This window comes from Azospirillum himalayense (genome assembly GCF_042657465.1).
GTDB lineage: Bacteria > Pseudomonadota > Alphaproteobacteria > Azospirillales > Azospirillaceae > Azospirillum > Azospirillum himalayense.
This window is the reverse complement of the sequence record NZ_JBHSLC010000023.1, coordinates 59,272-75,265: the sequence shown is the minus strand read 5'-3', so window position 1 is coordinate 75,265 and position 15,994 is coordinate 59,272. Positions and strand designations below refer to the sequence as shown.

General features: G+C 65.6%; 17 protein-coding genes. 10 read left to right on the top strand and 7 right to left on the bottom strand.

From position 1 onward, the window contains the following. Positions 1 to 184 precede the first annotated feature (184 nt). Positions 185 to 1,387: an acyl-CoA dehydrogenase gene (locus ACFPMG_RS14405; RefSeq protein ID WP_137104749.1), complete on the bottom strand. Its 1,203-nt coding sequence runs from the start codon at positions 1,385 to 1,387 to the stop codon at positions 185 to 187. A 108-nt stretch (positions 1,388 to 1,495) separates the two neighbouring features. On the opposite strand from ACFPMG_RS14405, the gene ACFPMG_RS14400 reads away from it, so the two are divergent. The 6 genes from ACFPMG_RS14400 (at position 1,496) to ACFPMG_RS14375 (ending at position 7,581) form a co-directional block, all read left to right on the top strand. Next, positions 1,496 to 2,413, top strand: coding sequence for a LysR substrate-binding domain-containing protein (locus ACFPMG_RS14400; protein ID WP_376995777.1), 918 nt, complete (start codon positions 1,496 to 1,498; stop codon positions 2,411 to 2,413). Positions 2,414 to 2,703: 290 nt separating this feature from the next. After that, positions 2,704 to 3,801, top strand: a complete 1,098-nt coding sequence (locus tag ACFPMG_RS14395) for an ABC transporter ATP-binding protein (RefSeq protein ID WP_376995776.1) — start codon at positions 2,704 to 2,706, stop codon at positions 3,799 to 3,801. A gap of 96 nt (positions 3,802 to 3,897) precedes the next feature. Beyond that, a complete protein-coding gene (locus ACFPMG_RS14390; protein WP_376995775.1) occupies positions 3,898 to 4,944 on the top strand; it encodes an ABC transporter substrate-binding protein in 1,047 nt (348 codons plus the stop codon). 169 nt (positions 4,945 to 5,113) lie between these two features. Beyond that, positions 5,114 to 6,376 (top strand): ABC transporter permease, encoded by a 1,263-nt coding sequence (locus ACFPMG_RS14385; protein WP_376995774.1) that lies wholly within the window; start codon positions 5,114 to 5,116, stop codon positions 6,374 to 6,376. Further along, positions 6,373 to 7,203, top strand: coding sequence for an ABC transporter permease (locus tag ACFPMG_RS14380; RefSeq protein ID WP_014198219.1), 831 nt, complete (start codon positions 6,373 to 6,375; stop codon positions 7,201 to 7,203). The genes ACFPMG_RS14385 and ACFPMG_RS14380 overlap by 4 nt, the downstream gene beginning before the upstream one ends. A gap of 96 nt (positions 7,204 to 7,299) precedes the next feature. Next, a complete protein-coding gene (locus ACFPMG_RS14375) occupies positions 7,300 to 7,581 on the top strand; it encodes a CCDC90 family protein (protein ID WP_376995773.1) in 282 nt (93 codons plus the stop codon). Between the two features lie 17 nt (positions 7,582 to 7,598). Here the strand turns inward: ACFPMG_RS14375 and ACFPMG_RS14370 are convergent, their stop codons facing one another. Continuing rightward, a complete protein-coding gene (locus tag ACFPMG_RS14370) occupies positions 7,599 to 8,183 on the bottom strand; it encodes a cupin domain-containing protein (protein ID WP_014198218.1) in 585 nt (194 codons plus the stop codon). Between the two features lie 140 nt (positions 8,184 to 8,323). Here ACFPMG_RS14370 and gabD point away from each other — a divergent pair, with 140 nt between their 5' ends. From gabD to ACFPMG_RS14355, 3 genes are all read left to right on the top strand, one after another. Continuing rightward, a complete protein-coding gene (gene gabD / locus ACFPMG_RS14365) occupies positions 8,324 to 9,784 on the top strand; it encodes an NADP-dependent succinate-semialdehyde dehydrogenase (RefSeq protein WP_376995772.1) in 1,461 nt (486 codons plus the stop codon). A 27-nt stretch (positions 9,785 to 9,811) separates the two neighbouring features. Next, positions 9,812 to 11,098, top strand: coding sequence for a 4-aminobutyrate--2-oxoglutarate transaminase (gabT, locus tag ACFPMG_RS14360; RefSeq protein ID WP_376995771.1), 1,287 nt, complete (start codon positions 9,812 to 9,814; stop codon positions 11,096 to 11,098). Positions 11,099 to 11,244: 146 nt separating this feature from the next. Beyond that, positions 11,245 to 12,129, top strand: coding sequence for a CgeB family protein (locus ACFPMG_RS14355; RefSeq protein ID WP_376995770.1), 885 nt, complete (start codon positions 11,245 to 11,247; stop codon positions 12,127 to 12,129). A gap of 9 nt (positions 12,130 to 12,138) precedes the next feature. Here the strand turns inward: ACFPMG_RS14355 and ACFPMG_RS14350 are convergent, their stop codons facing one another. From ACFPMG_RS14350 to ACFPMG_RS14330, 5 genes are all read right to left on the bottom strand, one after another. Beyond that, the gene (locus ACFPMG_RS14350) at positions 12,139 to 12,504 is read right to left on the bottom strand and encodes a DUF1428 domain-containing protein (RefSeq protein ID WP_145689925.1); all 366 of its coding nucleotides are present in this window, start codon (positions 12,502 to 12,504) and stop codon (positions 12,139 to 12,141) included. A gap of 38 nt (positions 12,505 to 12,542) precedes the next feature. After that, entirely contained in the window at positions 12,543 to 12,974 is a 432-nt protein-coding gene (locus ACFPMG_RS14345) for a VOC family protein (RefSeq protein ID WP_376995769.1), read from the bottom strand. Between the two features lie 34 nt (positions 12,975 to 13,008). Next, positions 13,009 to 13,473 (bottom strand): SRPBCC family protein, encoded by a 465-nt coding sequence (locus ACFPMG_RS14340; RefSeq protein WP_145689923.1) that lies wholly within the window; start codon positions 13,471 to 13,473, stop codon positions 13,009 to 13,011. Further along, positions 13,460 to 14,110 (bottom strand): TetR/AcrR family transcriptional regulator, encoded by a 651-nt coding sequence (locus tag ACFPMG_RS14335; RefSeq protein WP_376995768.1) that lies wholly within the window; start codon positions 14,108 to 14,110, stop codon positions 13,460 to 13,462. The genes ACFPMG_RS14340 and ACFPMG_RS14335 overlap by 14 nt, the downstream gene beginning before the upstream one ends. Before the next feature lie 121 nt (positions 14,111 to 14,231). Continuing rightward, positions 14,232 to 14,912 (bottom strand): calcium-binding protein, encoded by a 681-nt coding sequence (locus tag ACFPMG_RS14330; protein ID WP_376995767.1) that lies wholly within the window; start codon positions 14,910 to 14,912, stop codon positions 14,232 to 14,234. A gap of 235 nt (positions 14,913 to 15,147) precedes the next feature. On the opposite strand from ACFPMG_RS14330, the gene ACFPMG_RS14325 reads away from it, so the two are divergent. Next, positions 15,148 to 15,906, top strand: coding sequence for a hypothetical protein (locus ACFPMG_RS14325; RefSeq protein ID WP_376995766.1), 759 nt, complete (start codon positions 15,148 to 15,150; stop codon positions 15,904 to 15,906). Positions 15,907 to 15,994 lie beyond the last annotated feature (88 nt).

Below are 15,994 nucleotides of genomic sequence, written 5' to 3'. Positions count from 1 at the left end.
GGTGGGGTCCTTATGGAATAGCGCCTCGTTCCCTCTCCCGCCCCGGGAGAGGGTGCCCGCGTCAGCGGGCGGGTGAGGGTCGTACGAGGATCAAGGCGCTGATCCTCGGCGACACCCTCACCCTTCCCACGCCACGGGCGTGGGCCCCTTCCCTCTCCCGAGGCGGGAGAGGGACAACATCACCTCACGCGAAGGCCTGGATGCCGGTGATGGCGCGGCCCAGGATCAGGGCGTGGATGTCGTGCGTGCCCTCGTAGGTGTTCACCGCCTCCAGGTTCATCACGTGACGGATGACGTGGAACTCGTCGGCGATGCCGTTGCCGCCGTGCATGTCGCGGGCGACGCGGGCGATCTCCAGGGCCTTGCCGCAGTTGTTGCGCTTGATGAGCGAGATCATCTCCGGCGCCGCCTTGCCCTCGTCGAGCAGGCGGCCGACCTGCAGCGCGGCCTGCAGGCCGAGCGCGATCTCCGTCTGCATGTTGGCGAGCTTGAGCTGCGGGATCTGGTTCGCGGCCAGCGGGCGGCCGAACTGCTTGCGGTCGATCTGGTACTGGCGGGCGGCGTGGAAGCAGAACTCCGCGGCGCCCATGGCGCCCCAGGCGATGCCGTAGCGGGCGCGGTTCAGGCAGCCGAAGGGACCCACGATGCCCTCGATGTTCGGCAGGCGGTTCTCCTCCGGCACGAACACTTCGTCCATGACGATCTCGCCGGTGGCCGAGGCGCGCAGCGAGAACTTGCCCTCGATCTTCGGCGCCGACAGGCCCTTCATGCCCTTTTCGAGCACGAAGCCGTTGATCTTGCCTTCGTCGTTCTTCGCCCAGACGACGAAGACGTCGGCGACCGGCGAGTTGGTGATCCACATCTTCGCGCCGCTGACGATGTAGCCGTCCGCGACCTTCCTCGCGCGGGTCTTCATGCCGGCGGGGTCGGAGCCGGCGTCCGGCTCGGTCAGGCCGAAGCAGCCGATCCATTCGCCGGTGGCGAGCTTCGGCAGGTACTTCTCGCGCTGGGCCTCGCTGCCGTAGGCGTAGATCGGGTGCATGACCAGCGAGGACTGCACCGACATGGCGGAGCGGTAGCCGCTGTCCACCCGCTCGACCTCGCGGGCGACCAGACCGTAGGAGACGTAGTTGACCCCGGCGCAGCCGTAGCCGTCGATCGTCGAGCCGAGGAAGCCCAGCTCGCCCATCTCGTTCATGATCTCGCGGTGGAAGATCTCGTGCCGGTTGGCCTCGGTCACGCGCGGCAGCAGCTTGTCCTGGCAATAGCTGCGCGCGGCGTCGCGGATCATCCGCTCGTCCTCGGTCAGCTGCTCGTCGAGGAGCAGCGGGTCTTCCCAGGCGAAGGAAGCGAGCTTGGCGGAGGCGGCTCCGGTCTTGGCGGCCATGATTGATGTCTCCCTAGGTCCGATGCGCCCCAACATGGCGTGGTCGCTTTCATGGTTCAAATACATTTATCAGGGGACTTTAATATGATCCTCATATAAGACACCAGCATGGACCTGCGCCATCTCCGCCATTTCGTCGCCGTCGCCGAGGAGCTGCATTTCAGCCGCGCCGCCGCCCGGCTGGGCATCGGCCAGCCGCCGCTCAGCCAGTCGATCCAGGCGCTGGAGGCCGAGCTGGGCGCCCGCCTGTTCGAGCGCACCAAGCGCCGGGTCGAGCTGACCGAGCCGGGCCAGCTCCTGCTGGGCGAGGCGCGCGAGATCCTGGCGCGGGCGGAGCGCGCCGCCGTGCTGACCCGCCGCGCCGCCAAGGGCGAGGTCGGCGAACTGCGCGTCGGCTTCACCGCGGCGGCCCCCTTCCTGCCGATGGTGCCGCGGATCATCGACGCCTACCGCCGCGCCCATCCCGACGTGCATTTGACCCTGGTCGAGCTGCCGTCCAAGCAGCAGTTGACGGCGCTGGCCGACCGCCGGCTCGACGTCGGCTTCATCCGGGAGCCGCGCTTCGTCCCCGATCCCGACTCCTTCCGCTTCCACGACGTGGTGCGGGAGCCGCTGCTGGCGGTGATGCGCGCCGACCATCCTCTGGCCGGGCGGGAGGTCGTGCCGCTGGCCGCCCTGCGCGACGAGCCCTTCGTCTTCTACCCCGCCGATTTCGGCACCAGCACGCACGAGCAGGTCTTCGCCCTGTGCGCCGCCGCCGGATTCCGCCCCAACGTGACCCAGGACGCGCGGGAAGCCTTCACCATCATCGGGCTGATCGCCGCCGGGCTGGGCGTGTCGATTCTGCCCGGCCAGCTGCGGCAGGTCGCCTTGGAAGGGGTGGTGTACCGGCCGCTCGACACGCCGGACGCCGTCACCACCCTGCAACTGGCCCAACGGAGCAACGAAAGTTCGCCCCTGGTGAAAAAATTCACCGGTCTCGTGGAGCGGATCGTTCCGTTTGTTCCACCCATCCCCGGCGGATGAGCGGCGAATCGGGAAGAATCGCCCTCCTGGACCCCAAACCTCCCAAAGTCTGGGTTTTCAAGAGGTCAAGGAAGGAGCAAACTCCCGTTCAAACCGCGTGCACGGCCTTCGCAGATGCACAAATTTTCGTCAGACCGTTGAACTGATCGCGACGCGAGCAACGGGCTTGTCGAATTTATTAAACGGGTATACCGTCTGACCCATTGCATAGGTCCTGTGTCGGGAACGCAACCCTGGCCCCGGACCGCGCTCGGGACACCTCGGACGGGGGGAGGATGATGGACGGCGGCATGGTCACGACCGCACAGGCACTGGTGCGCTTCGTCGGGGTCCAGAAGACCTATGACGGCGAACACCTCGTGGTGAAGAACCTCGACCTCGACATCAAGAAGGGCGAGTTCGTCACCCTGCTCGGCCCTTCGGGCTCGGGCAAGACGACCACGCTGATGATGCTGGCCGGCTTCGAGGTCCCCACCCATGGCGAGATCTATCTCGCCGACCGGCCGATCAAGAACATGCCGCCGCACAAGCGCGACATCGGCATGGTCTTCCAGAACTACGCGCTGTTCCCCCACCTGACGATCGAGGAGAACGTCGCCTTTCCGCTGACCGTGCGCAAGATGCCGCGGTCCGAGGTGAAGGAGCGGGTGCGCTCGGCGCTGCGCATGATCAAGCTGGAGAACTTGGCGCACCGCCATCCCGGCCAGCTGTCGGGCGGCCAGCAGCAGCGCGTGGCGCTCGCCCGCGCGCTGGTCTTCAACCCGCAGCTGGTCCTGATGGACGAGCCGCTGGGGGCGCTGGACAAGCGGCTGCGCGAGCACATGCAGCTGGAGATCAAGCAGCTGCACGAGACGATGGGCATCACCGTCGTCTACGTCACGCACGACCAGAGCGAGGCGCTGACCATGTCGGACCGCATCGCTGTGTTCAACGACGGCATCGTGCAGCAGATCGACAAGCCGGACGCGCTGTACGAACGCCCGGTCAACAGCTTCGTCGCCAACTTCATCGGCGAGAACAACGTGCTGAGCGGCACCGTCGAGAATATCGAACAGGGCTTCTGCCGCGTGGCGCTGGCGTCTGGCGGTTCGGTCGTGGCCCAGGCGGTCAACGTCGCCGGCGCCGGGACCGCCACCGCGCTGTCGGTCCGGCCGGAGCGCATCAGCATCCTGACCGACGGGCAGGCCCCGGACGGCATGAACGCCCTGCCCGCCCAGGTGCAGGACACCATCTATCTCGGCGACCACGCGCTGGCCGTGCTGAAGGTCGCCGGCAACGGGGAATTCATGGTCAAGCTGCCGCCGGGCGCCCACGCGGGCCTCAGCCACGGCCAGAGCGTGTCCATCGGCTTCCGCCCCGAGGACTGCCGGGCGCTCGATCCCGTGTGATCGGCAGCAACCCGTCCGTCCGGTCTCTCCGGGAGGGGGGACCGGGGGCGCGCAAAACCTCCTGACGCAACCACACATAATGAAGGAACGGGGACGATGTCGAAGCTTAAGGTGGCAGTTGGGTTCCTTGCGACGTTCACCGCCGGTGTGGCGCTGGCCACCGCCGCGCAGGCCCGCGACCTGACGGTCGTGTCCTGGGGCGGCGCCTATCAGGAAGCCCAGAAGAAGGTCTATTTCGAGCCGTTCAAGAAGGCCGGCACCCCGATGAACGACGAGTCCTGGGACGGCGGCATCGGCGTGCTGCGCGCCAAGGTCCAGGGCGGTGCGGCGACCTGGGACGTCGTCCAGGTGGAGAGCGAGGAACTGGCCGTCGGTTGCGAAGAGGGCCTGTTCGAGACGATGGAGTTCAACAGGATCGGCGGCGAGCAGGCCTACCTGCCGCAGACCGTCGATGCCTGCGGCGTCGGCGCGATCGTGTACGACTTCGTGCTCGGCTACGACAAGGACAAGCTGAAGGACGCGCCGAAGAGCTGGGCCGACTTCTTCGACACCACCAAGTATCCGGGCAAGCGCGGCCTGCGCCAGGGCGCCAAGACCACCCTTGAGATCGCCCTGATGGCCGACGGCGTCGCGCCGAAGGACGTCTACAAGGTCCTGGGCACCGAAGAGGGCCTGGAGCGCGCCTTCAAGAAGCTCGACACCATCAAGAACGACATCGTCTGGTGGAAGGCCGGCGCCCAGCCGCCGCAGCTGCTGGCCTCGGGCGAGGTGGCGATGACCTCGGTCTACAACGGCCGCATCGACGCCGCCAACAAGGCCGAGAAGAAGAACTTCGGCATGGTGTGGAACGGCGCGCTCTACACCATCGACAGCTGGGTGATCCTGAAGGGCAGCCCGAACAAGGACGCCGCCTACAAGTTCCTCGACTTCGTCGGCAAGGCGGAGAACCAGGCCAAGCTGTCCGAGAACATCGCCTACGGCACCTCCAACAAGGACGCCCCGTCCAAGCTGGCCCCGGCGGTTCTGACGGACCTGCCGACCGCTCCGGAGAACATGAAGAACGCGGTCGAGATCAGCGTTCCCTTCTGGCTGGAGAACATCGACCGCCTGACCGAGCGCTTCAACAAGTGGGCGGCGAAGTAAGCCGCCTCAGTCTCTGAGTGGTTGCGACGGGCCCCCACCCCGGCCCTCCCCCGCTTCGCAGGGGAGGGAGATTGGTCCCCTCCCCTGCGTCAGCGGGGGAGGGTTAGGGTGGGGGCCCACCTCGACCACCCCGCACACGTCTCTACCGCATTTTCGAAATAGGCCGCCCATGACAGCCGCGTTCGTCGCCGGCGCCGATGCGTCGTCCGAGGTGCCTCTCAAGCGCCGCCTGAAACGGGCGGAGCGGACGCGCCGGCTCAAGGCCCTGGCGCTGATCCTGCCGCTCCTCCTCTTCCTGCTCTTCACCTTCCTCGGTCCCATCGCCGGCATGCTCTGGCGGTCGGTCGACGACTGGGAGGTGCGTCAGGTCCTGCCCCACACCGTCGCGGCCCTGGCCGACTGGGACGGCAAGGACGTTCCGGGCGAACCGGCCTTCGCCGCGCTGGCGGGCGACATCCGGACGGCCCGCGAGGCCGGCACCATCGCCATTGCGTCCAAGCGGCTGAACTACGCCCTGAACGGCTTCCGCACCATCATGTCGGGCACGGCGCGCAACCTGAAGGCCCTGCCGGAACCCGGCACCGCCAAGGACACGCTGATCGGCATCAACCCGGCCTGGGGCGAACGCGCCACCTGGGCGGCGATCAAGGGGGCCAGCGGGCCGCTCACCAGCTTCTACCTGCTGGGCGCGGTCGACCTGACCCGCAACCTGGACGGCGCCATCGTCGCCGCCCCCGAGGAGCAGGCGATCTACCGCGACGTCTTCGGGCGCACCTTCACCATCAGCCTGGGCGTGACGGTCCTCTGCCTGATCCTGGGCTTCCCGGTCGCCTACATGCTGGCGACGCTGCCCACGGGCCAGTCGAACGTGCTGATGATCTTCGTGCTGCTGCCCTTCTGGACCTCGCTTCTGGTGCGCACCTGCGCCTGGATCGTCGTGCTGCAGAGCGAGGGCATCGTCAACGACAGCCTGCGCTGGATCGGCCTGATCGACGAGCCGCTGCGGCTGATCTACAACCGCTTCGGCGTCTATGTGGCGATGACGCACGTGCTGCTGCCCTTCATGATCCTGCCGCTCTACAGCAGCATGCGCTCGATTTCCCCGGCCTACATGCGGGCCGCGGCGTCGCTCGGCGCCTCGCCGGTCACCGCCTTCCTGCGCATCTACCTGCCGCAGACCGTGCCCGGCATCGGGGCGGGCAGCCTGCTCGTCTTCATCCTGGCCATCGGCTACTACATCACGCCGGCCCTGGTGGGTGGTGCTGCCGACCAGATGATCAGCTACTTCATCGCCTTCTACACGACGGAAACCGTCAATTGGGGTCTGGCCTCGGCACTGGGCGCGGTGCTTCTGCTCGCCACGCTGCTGCTGGCCGTCGTCTATGGAAAGCTGGTCCACGGCCAGCAGGTCACGGGAGGGATGAAGAATTGAGCGACAATCACGCCCCCCGCACGGCCAGCCAGCGCGTCGCCTGGATCACCACGGTGGTCGTCGCCTCGCTGGTGCTGGTCTTCCTGATGGCGCCGATCCTGGCGATCATGCCGCTGTCCTTCAGCTCCGGCTCCTACCTGACCTACCCGCTGCCGGGCCTCTCCCTGCGCTGGTACGAGGACTTCCTGAACTCCCCGCGCTGGGTGTCGTCGCTGAAGAACAGCGTCATCATCGGGGTGGCCTCGACCATCCTGTCGATGGTGCTGGGCACGCTGGCGTCGCTCGGCCTCGCCCAGTGGAAGAGCAAGTTCAAGCCGCTGGTGCTCGCCATCGTGCTGTCGCCGGTCGTCGTTCCGGGTGTCATCACCGCGGTCGGCCTGTACTTCTTCTTCGCGCCGCTGGGCCTGACCGGCAGCTACGCCGGGCTGATCCTGGCGCACACGGCGCTGTCCACGCCCTTCGTGGTCATCACGGTCAGCGCGACGCTGCAGAGCTTCGACATGAATCTGGCGCGGGCCGCGGCCTCGCTCGGGGCCTCGCCGATCTACGCCTTCCGCCGGGTGATCCTGCCGCTGATCCTGCCGGGTCTGGCCTCGGGCGCCCTGTTCGCCTTCGCCACCAGCTTCGACGAGGTGGTGGTGGTGCTCTTCATGGCCGGTCCGGAGCAACGCACCCTGCCCCGCGAGATGTTCAGCGGCATCCGCGAGAACATCAGCCCGACCATCACGGCGGCGGCGGTGATCCTGACGACCATCTCGGTCATCCTGCTCGCCACGCTGGAGGCTCTGCGCCGCCGCAACGAGCGGCTGAAGGGCAACCTGCGCTGACTTGTCCCTGTGGAACGCCGCCTGCGGCGTTCCACACCTGGAATTCGGACGGTCCAGGCCATATCATGAGCGGTGAAGGTGATATGCGAGGCTCCGATGTCCGCCGTGCCGTTCGACACGCTGAAGTTCGCGACGAAGCTGCAAGCCGGCGGCTTCACACCCGATCAGGCCCGCGCCGCGGCGGAAGCCTTCGCCGACGCCACCGGGCAGGACATCGCCACGAAATCCGACATCGCCTATCTGCGCAACGAACTCCGCAACGACGCGCAGATCCTGGAACGCGACCTGAAAATCTGGTTCGGCAAGATGATGGCGTGGCAATTGACCGCGATCACGGCCCTGGTCGGGCTTGCGGCGGCGGCGATCAAGCTGCTGTAGAGGTCGTCGATTCGTTTTTACAGGTACGGCGGGGTGCAGGCGCTGATGATTTCGCATTCCTCGTCGCCGAGGTTGCGGAAGCGGTGCGGGATGCGGCTGTCGAAGAGATAGGCGTCGCCGGGGCCGAGGATCTCCTTGCGGTCGCCGACCGTCAGCTCGATCCGGCCCTTGATGACGATGCCGCCCTCCTCCGATTCGTGCTGGAGCATGGTGCGGCCGCCGGTGTCGGCGCCGGGGGCGTACTTCTCGTGCAGCACCTGGAGGTTGCGGCCGCGCAGGTCGCCCACCTGCCGGAAGGAGATGGAGCCGACCCGGCTCTTCACCAGCCCGGTCAATTCTACCAGATCGCCGCCCTTGAAGAAGATCTGCTCGCGCGGCGGCAGGTCGTCGGAGGAGAAGAACTCCGCCAGGGTCATCGGAATGCCCTGGAGCACCTTGCGCAGCGAGGAGACGGACGGGCTGCACCGGTTCTGTTCGATCAGCGAGATGGTGCCGTTGGTCACGCCCGCCCGTTGCGCCAACTGGCGCTGGGACAGGGCGTGCGCTTCCCGAACCTGCTTCAGGCGCGCGCCCACGTTGAAATCGACAGCGTCCACATCCATGGATCGGTTCCTCGCTCCTGACCGGAAGGCATACCGGATTCGCGTGTGTGCGTCATCAAAAACTCAACACCCGATTAGGGTTGTTTAATTTATTAAACATGGGTACGCTCCCTTCACACCGCAAATCGAGGCTGATTCCCATGCTGTCGCTGAACGACCAGAGCCTTCTTCGGACACAAGCCTATGTGAACGGCGCGTGGCGCGACGCCTTCTCCGGCAAGACCTTCGCGGTGACCAACCCGGCGACGGGCGAGGAACTGGCCCAGGTCGCCGACGTCGGCGCGGAAGAGACGCGGCAGGCCATCAACGCCGCCGACGCCGCCCTGCCCGCCTGGCGCGCCAAGACCGCGAAGGAGCGCGCGGCCATCCTGCGCCGCTGGTTCGAGCTGATCATGGCGGCGCAGGAGGATCTGGCCGTCCTGATGACCCTGGAGCAGGGCAAGCCGCTGGCCGAAGCCCGCGGCGAGGTCGCCTACGGCGCCAGCTTCATCGAGTGGTTCGCCGAGGAGGGCAAGCGGGTCTACGGCGACGTGATCCCCAGCTTCGCCGGCAACAAGCGCATCGTCGTCCTGAAGGAGCCGATCGGCGTCGTCGCGGCGATCACCCCCTGGAACTTCCCCAACGCGATGATCACCCGCAAGGTCGGCCCGGCGCTGGCCGCCGGCTGCACCATCGTCGTCAAGCCGGCGGAGGACACCCCGCTGTCCGCCCTGGCGCTGGCCGAGCTGGCCGAGCGCGCGGGCGTCCCGGCCGGGGTGTTTAACATCGTCACCGGGTCCGACCCGGTCGCCATCGGCGGCGAGCTGACCGCCAGCCCGATCGTGCGCAAGCTGTCCTTCACCGGCTCGACCGAGGTCGGCAAGATCCTGATGCGCCAATCCGCCGACACGGTGAAGAAGGTGTCGCTGGAGCTGGGCGGCAACGCGCCCTTCATCGTGTTCGACGACGCCGACCTGGACGAGGCGGTTAAGGGCGCCCTGGCGTCCAAGTACCGCAACTCCGGCCAGACCTGCGTCTGCGCCAACCGCCTGCTGGTCCAGGCCGGCGTCTACGACGCCTTCGCCGCCAAGCTGGCCGAGGCGGTGAAGCAGATCCGCGTCGGCAACGGCATGGAGGCCGGGATCACCCAGGGCCCGATGATCAACGGGCAGGCCGTCGAGAAGGTCGAGGAGCTGATGGGCGACGCGCTGGCCAAGGGCGCCAAGGTCGCGCTCGGCGGCAAGCGGCACGCGATGGGCGGCACCTTCTTCGAGCCGACGATCCTGACCGGCGTCACCACCGAGATGCGCGTGGCCCGCGAGGAGATCTTCGGCCCGGTGGCCCCGCTGTTCAAGTTCGAGACGGAGGCCGACGCCATCCGCATGGCGAACGACACCGAGTTCGGTCTGGCGGCCTATTTCTACAGCCGGGACATCGGCCGGGTGTGGCGCGTCGCCGAGCAGCTCGAATACGGGATGGTCGGCATCAACGAAGGCATCCTGTCGACCGAGGTCGCGCCGTTCGGCGGCATCAAGCAGTCGGGCATCGGGCGGGAAGGCTCCAAGTACGGTGTGGAGGACTTCCTGGAGATCAAGTACCTGTGCGTCGGCCTGGGCGCCTGACGCCATCTTTCCAATCGGGGGTTTGAGATGAGCAACCAGTCCTTCCAGGATCGTCGCAACGCCGCCGTTCCGCGCGGCCTCGCCAACGCCATGCCGGTCTATGTCGACCGCGCCGAGAACGCCGAGCTGTGGGACGTCGAGGGCAACCGCTTCATCGACTTCGCCGGCGGCATCGCGGTTCTGAACACCGGCCACCGCCATCCGAAGATCATCGAGGCGGTGAAGGCCCAGCTCGACCGCTTTACCCACACCTGCGCGATGGTCACGCCCTACGAGTCCTTCGTGACCCTGGCGGAGCGGCTGAACGCGCTGGTTCCAGGTTCCACGCCGAAGAAGACCGCCTTCTTCACCACGGGTGCGGAAGCCGTCGAGAACGCGGTGAAGATCGCCCGCGCCCACACGGGCCGTCCGGGCGTGATCGCCTTCTCCGGCGCCTTCCACGGCCGCACGCTGCTGGCTATGGCTCTGACCGGCAAGGTCGTGCCCTACAAGGTCGGCTTCGGCCCCTTCCCGGCCGAGGTCTACCACGCGCCCTTCCCCAACGCCTACCGTGGGGTCAGCGTCCAGGACAGCCTGAAGGCGCTGGAGCAGCTGTTCAAGTCGGACGTCGACGCCACCCGCGTCGCCGCGATCATCGTGGAGCCGGTGCAGGGCGAGGGCGGCTTCAACATCGCCCCGCCGGAGTTCCTGCAGGCCCTGCGCAAGGTCTGCGACGACAACGGCATCCTGCTGATCATCGACGAGATCCAGACCGGCTTCGCCCGCACCGGCAAGATGTTCGCCATCGAGCATTCCGGCGTCGAGCCCGACCTGATGACCATGGCGAAGAGCCTGGCCGGCGGCTTCCCGCTGTCGGCGGTCACCGGCAAGGCGGCGATCATGGACGCCCCGATCCCCGGCGGCATCGGCGGCACCTACGCCGGCAGCCCGCTGGCGACCACCGCGGCTCTGGCCGTTCTGGACGTCATCGAGGAGGAGAAGCTGATCCAGCGCTCCAACGACCTGGGCGAGCGCATCGCCGGCCGCTTCCGCACCATGGCCCAGCGCAACACGCTGTCGGTGATCGGCGACGTGCGCAACCTGGGTGGGATGATCGCCATGGAGCTGGTGAAGGACCGCGGCACCAAGGAGCCGGCGCCGGAGCTGACCAAGGCGCTGGTCGCCAAGGCGGCGGAAAAGGGCCTCGTCCTGCTGTCCTGCGGCACCTACGGCAACGTGATCCGCATCCTGGTTCCGCTGACCGCGTCGGACGCGCTGGTGGACGAGGGCCTGGACATCATCGAGCGCTCCCTGGAGGAGCTGGTTTCGGCCTGATTTTTCAGTCCTGATTTTTCAGCCCCGATTTTTCAGTGAAGTCCCCAGACTGCACGCCCTCCTTCCCGCAAGGGAAGGAGGGTTTCTTTTTGTGCGCCCGCCCGTCCGCGCTTTAGGATGAGGGTGCGGGGCGGAGGGGCGAGCGCATGGCCGGCGGGATCGACATCGTCATCATCAAGAAGAACGGGCTGGCCGACGCCGGGGCCAGCGTCTTCGCCGAGGTCGCGGAAACCCTGCGTTTCGCGCTGCGCCGCCTGGGCATCGACGCGGAGATCGTGTGGAACAGCGTCGGCCGCCGACGCCGCGCCATCGTCCTGGGCGGCCACGACCTGACGCCAGAGGAAGGCGACCGGCTGCCCAGCGGCACCATCCTCTACAATCTGGAGCAGATCGCCACGCTCCACCCGCGCAACGCCCATTACCTGGATCTGCTGCGCCGCTGCCGGGTGTGGGACTACAGCCCGCGCAACATCGCCGATCTGGCCGGCCGGGGCATCCGGGCGCGCCTCGTTCCCATCGGGCACGCCGACGAGATGACCCGCATCCCGAACAGCCCCTCCCCCGGCATCGACGTGCTGTTCTACGGCGCCGTGAACCCGCGCCGCCGCGCGATCCTCGACGCGCTGGGCGAGCGCGGCCTGACCGTGGTCAGCCTCCAGCATTATTACGGGGCGCTGCGCGACGGCTTCGTCGCCGACGCCAAGCTGGTGCTGAACCTGCATTATTACGAGGCGGGCATCTTCGAGATCGTCCGCGTCTCGCACCTGCTGTCGAACCGCAAGGCTGTGCTGGCCGAGCGCCACCCCGGCACCGAGATCGACCCCGACCTGCTGGACGCCATGGCCTTCGCCCCCTACGACGGGCTGGTCGAGGCCGCCTGCGCGCTGGTCGCCGACGGTGCGCGGCGGGAGGCGCTGGCCGAGGCGGGATACCGGCGCATGAGGGACCGGGACGCGGTGGCGCTGATGCGCAGCGCCGCCGCGGACCTCGGTCTTTCAAACAGTGAAGCCGGCGTGCTCACCGGCTCCTGACGCGCCCGCTCACACCTCGACGACCGGCGTGAAGCCGCCGAAGATCATCCGCTTGCCGTCGAAGGGCATCGGGTTTTTCTCCGGGCTGAACCGCTCGTCGGTCTTCATCAGCTCCTCGATCCGCCCCATCCCGGCGTCCCGCGTCGCCTTGTCCGGCCATTCGATCCAGGAGAAGGCGACCGTCTCGTCCTCCGTCGCCTGCACGGCCCGGCGGAAATCGGTGAGCTTGCCGTTGGGCACGTCGTCGCCCCAGCATTCGATGACGCGCGTAGCGCCAAGCTCCTTGAACAGAACGTCGATCTTGTTCGCGTGGTCGATGAAGGCCTGCTTGTTGGCCGTCGGAACCGCGATAACGAACCCGTCGATGTAGGCCATGTCCTTCCTCCCTTTTGTTTGAATGCCTTGCCCCGCCGTCAGGTCGCCGCGCCCGCGTTCTTCGCGCCCTCGTAATTCAGCATCCAGGGCGTGCCGAAGCGGTCGGTAAACATGGCGAAGCGCTCGGCCCAGAAGGTCTCGCCCGGCGGCATCTCAACGGCGCGGGCGTCCTTCGCCAGCACGGCAAAGATGCGGTCGAACTCGGCGAGCGACGGCGGGGCGATCTGCACCCGGAAGCCCTGCGGCTTGCTGTACATGCTATCCGGCGAGTCGGACGCCATCACCGTGGTCGCCCCCAGCTTCACCATCATGTTCATCACGAGGTGATCGCCGCCGGGCATGCGGCTGTCCGCATCCGGGGCATCGCTGTTGCGGAACACGTAGACGACCTCGCCACCGAGGATCTCGGCGTAGTGGGTCATCGCCTCCAGGCAGGTCCCGTTGAAGAACAGGTAGATCGTCGGTTCCATGGTTTCGTTTCCTCCCGGTTCGTTTGTTTCTGAGTCAAAGCGTCTTGGCGAGGGCTTCGAGCTGATCGGTCGCTTTGCCCCAGCCTTCGTGGAAGCCCATTTTCTCATGCTCGTCGCGCGCCTCGGCGCTCCAGTGCATGGCGCGCGCGGTGTAGAGGGTCCGGCCGTCGCCCGCGTCCTCGAAGCGCACGTCGGCGGTCATGAAGGCCCGGCCCGACGGCCGCCAGCCGGGGCGGAAGGCGTCGGTGAAGACCAGACGCCGCCCCTCCTCCACGTCGAGGAAGACGCCGGGCTCGCCGAAGGATTCGCCGTTCGGGCCGTTCATCAGCGTGAAGAACTCGCCGCCCGGCCGCAGGTCCATCCGTGCCTCGGACACGAACCAGGGCTTGGGGCAGAACCACTGTTTCAGCAGCTCGGGTTCGGTCCAGCAGCGCCACAGCGCGCCGCGCGGCGCGTCGAGGCTGCGGGTCAGAACGAGGTCGCGCTCACCTTCCGTCATGGGGATTCCCTTTCGAATGGGGCTGTGAAAAGAGCAGCGTGAGGTAGCGTTTCAGGTGATCGACGCTCTCCAGCGCCTCCTCGCGCCCGCCCGTCGCCTTGGCGAGGATGAAGGCGCCCTGGAGCACGGCCTGGGTGTGCCGCGCGAGGCTCGCCGGGGTCCAGTCGGCCTCGATGCCGCGTGCCGTCATGGCCGCCGCGATGTCCGGCTCCAGCGTCGCCGCGTGGCCGAAGATGCTGGCGGCGCAGGCGTCGCGGATCGCCGGGTGCGACCCGTAGACCTCCTGCGTCATAGTCCCGACGAGGCAGGTGAACTCGGCGGGGTCGCCGTCGATGATCGCCTTGCGGAAGTCGACATAGCCGAACAGGCGGTCGAGCGGATCGTCGAGCCGGTGGTACGGCGCGTTCGCGAAGAAAGCCGAGGTGGTTTCCGCCCAATAGGCGGCGGCGGCGACGCCGAGCGCTTCCTTGGTTTCGAAATGGTGGAAGAACGCGCCCTTGGTGACCCCCGCCGCCTTGCACAGATCATCGACGGAGGTCGCCGCGAAGCCCTTGGCCCGGATGACGTCCCGCGCCGCTTCGAGAAGCCGGGTGCGGGCATCGCCGCGTTCGGGGTTATGTTTGGCGGGTCTCGGCATGGGCGGAAACATACCGGTTGGTTGGTATGCTTGTCAAACACGTTCGGGCGTTCGGATCAACTCAAAGAAACTGGCGAGTATTCCCTTCGCCAGTTTCTTCGACCACAAATGCATACCAAGCTTACGGCAGACCGAGGAAGCCCCAGAGGGAAGTGGTGTAGCTGCCCACCTGAATATACTCGACTTCTCCAGCGCCATGCCCGCCGCCGCTAAAGTAATCCTGAATCACCACGCCATCGCCGATACCGTTAACCGCGTCCGCATCGGTGTATATAACCAAGTTGTTGGCATTGCTCGAATCCAAAGCGAAACGGAGATCGTAGATGGATGAAACATCGTTGATTACGATCCTGTCACTTGACCCACTGCTGTCAGCGATCCAAGAGAGTCCGGTATCGTTGTAATAGTGAATGTATGTATCATTTCCGTCGCCACCGAGGAGAACATCACGAAATCCCGAGGCGCCACCGTTGAGCGTGTCGTTGCCGGCCTCCCCTTCAAGCCAATCCTCGCCACTGCCCCCGATGAGATTGTCATCGCCGGTCCAGCCAAGCAGTGTATCGTTGCCGGTGCCACCATTGAGCGTATCGTTACCGGGATTGCCGTCTATCTTGTCATTTCCGGCACCACTGTCAATGTAATCGCCAAGATTACCGCCAATAATATAGTTATCAAGATTATTTCCGTACACAGACCACGACTCACTAACGTTGGTTGCGCTCCAGTTGTACTGCGTAGACGGAAGAACATAAACACCCATAACAGCCCCCATCATCATAGTTATAGACAAATAATACAGCAACGCACCTATCCCACAAAAATTATAAACCGGCAACATATTTTGATTAATACGTTTGCATTGCTTATAATTCAAATCATTAGAATAATACAGTAGTCGATCATTTTAAGTTTTTATTAACAGCGCAATGAGAACATACAAGGCAGACGACGCGATCATTCGAAATCTAATACTTAGATATCGAAGAGACGCCCCCCCGAAACGCCATTTGGCAATTTCGCAGACGAAGGAGATCGATATGATTGTCTCCGATTTATCGGGAGCCGCCAGCGCAGCAAAGACAATCCCGGCCACGCCCCCGCCCGGCGCTGCATCGACGAAAAGCGATGGCGCTCAGGCCTCCAGCCGCGCCGGCTCTCAACAGGACTCGGTTGTCCTCAGCCCTCTCGCCTCGGAGTTGAAGGGAGACTCCCTTAAAGTCTTCTCACAGCTTTCAACCGAGGATCGGAGCAAACTTGGAAACTTGGTTTCCTCCGGAGCGATGAACGCGCGGGACCTGGGACTTGCTCTGTCCAGTCATTTGAAGCAACAACGCGCCAACACATTCTGGGGGAAGGCATCTGATGCCGTCGAATCCCTCTCAGGCCGTGCATCCGGAACGCCTGGCCCGCTTGACATTTCGGCAGAGCAGATGAGTCAGACCGCCGCGCGGCGCAGCGCGATCAAAAACAGCGGCATGACCGGCGCTCAGGAAATCGCCGCGATGCAGCAAATGCAAAGCGAAATCTTCGGCAAGAATGCCGAGGGCTCTGCGGAATTCGAAGCCGCCAAAAGATCTTTTGGAAATGTTAGCACTCCGTATTTTATGAACGCTGGCGATGAGCGCTACGTGCAGAGTGACGAAGAACGCCAAGCTGGACAGCGGCTAAACGAGCTTGGCTTCAAATCGGAAAAATTCGAATCCGCCATCAAGATGTTGGCCGAAGCGGACGTGAACAATCACGCGAAAGAAAACGAAAAGATCCTTGCTAAAATCAAATCCGGATCGGCTTGGTGACACGGATTGAGAGAGCGAGCATGGGCAAGGCTGCCACCTCATGCCGGCCCCCTGCAAGGCGCTGCCGACATAGCCCTCTCGATCCGTG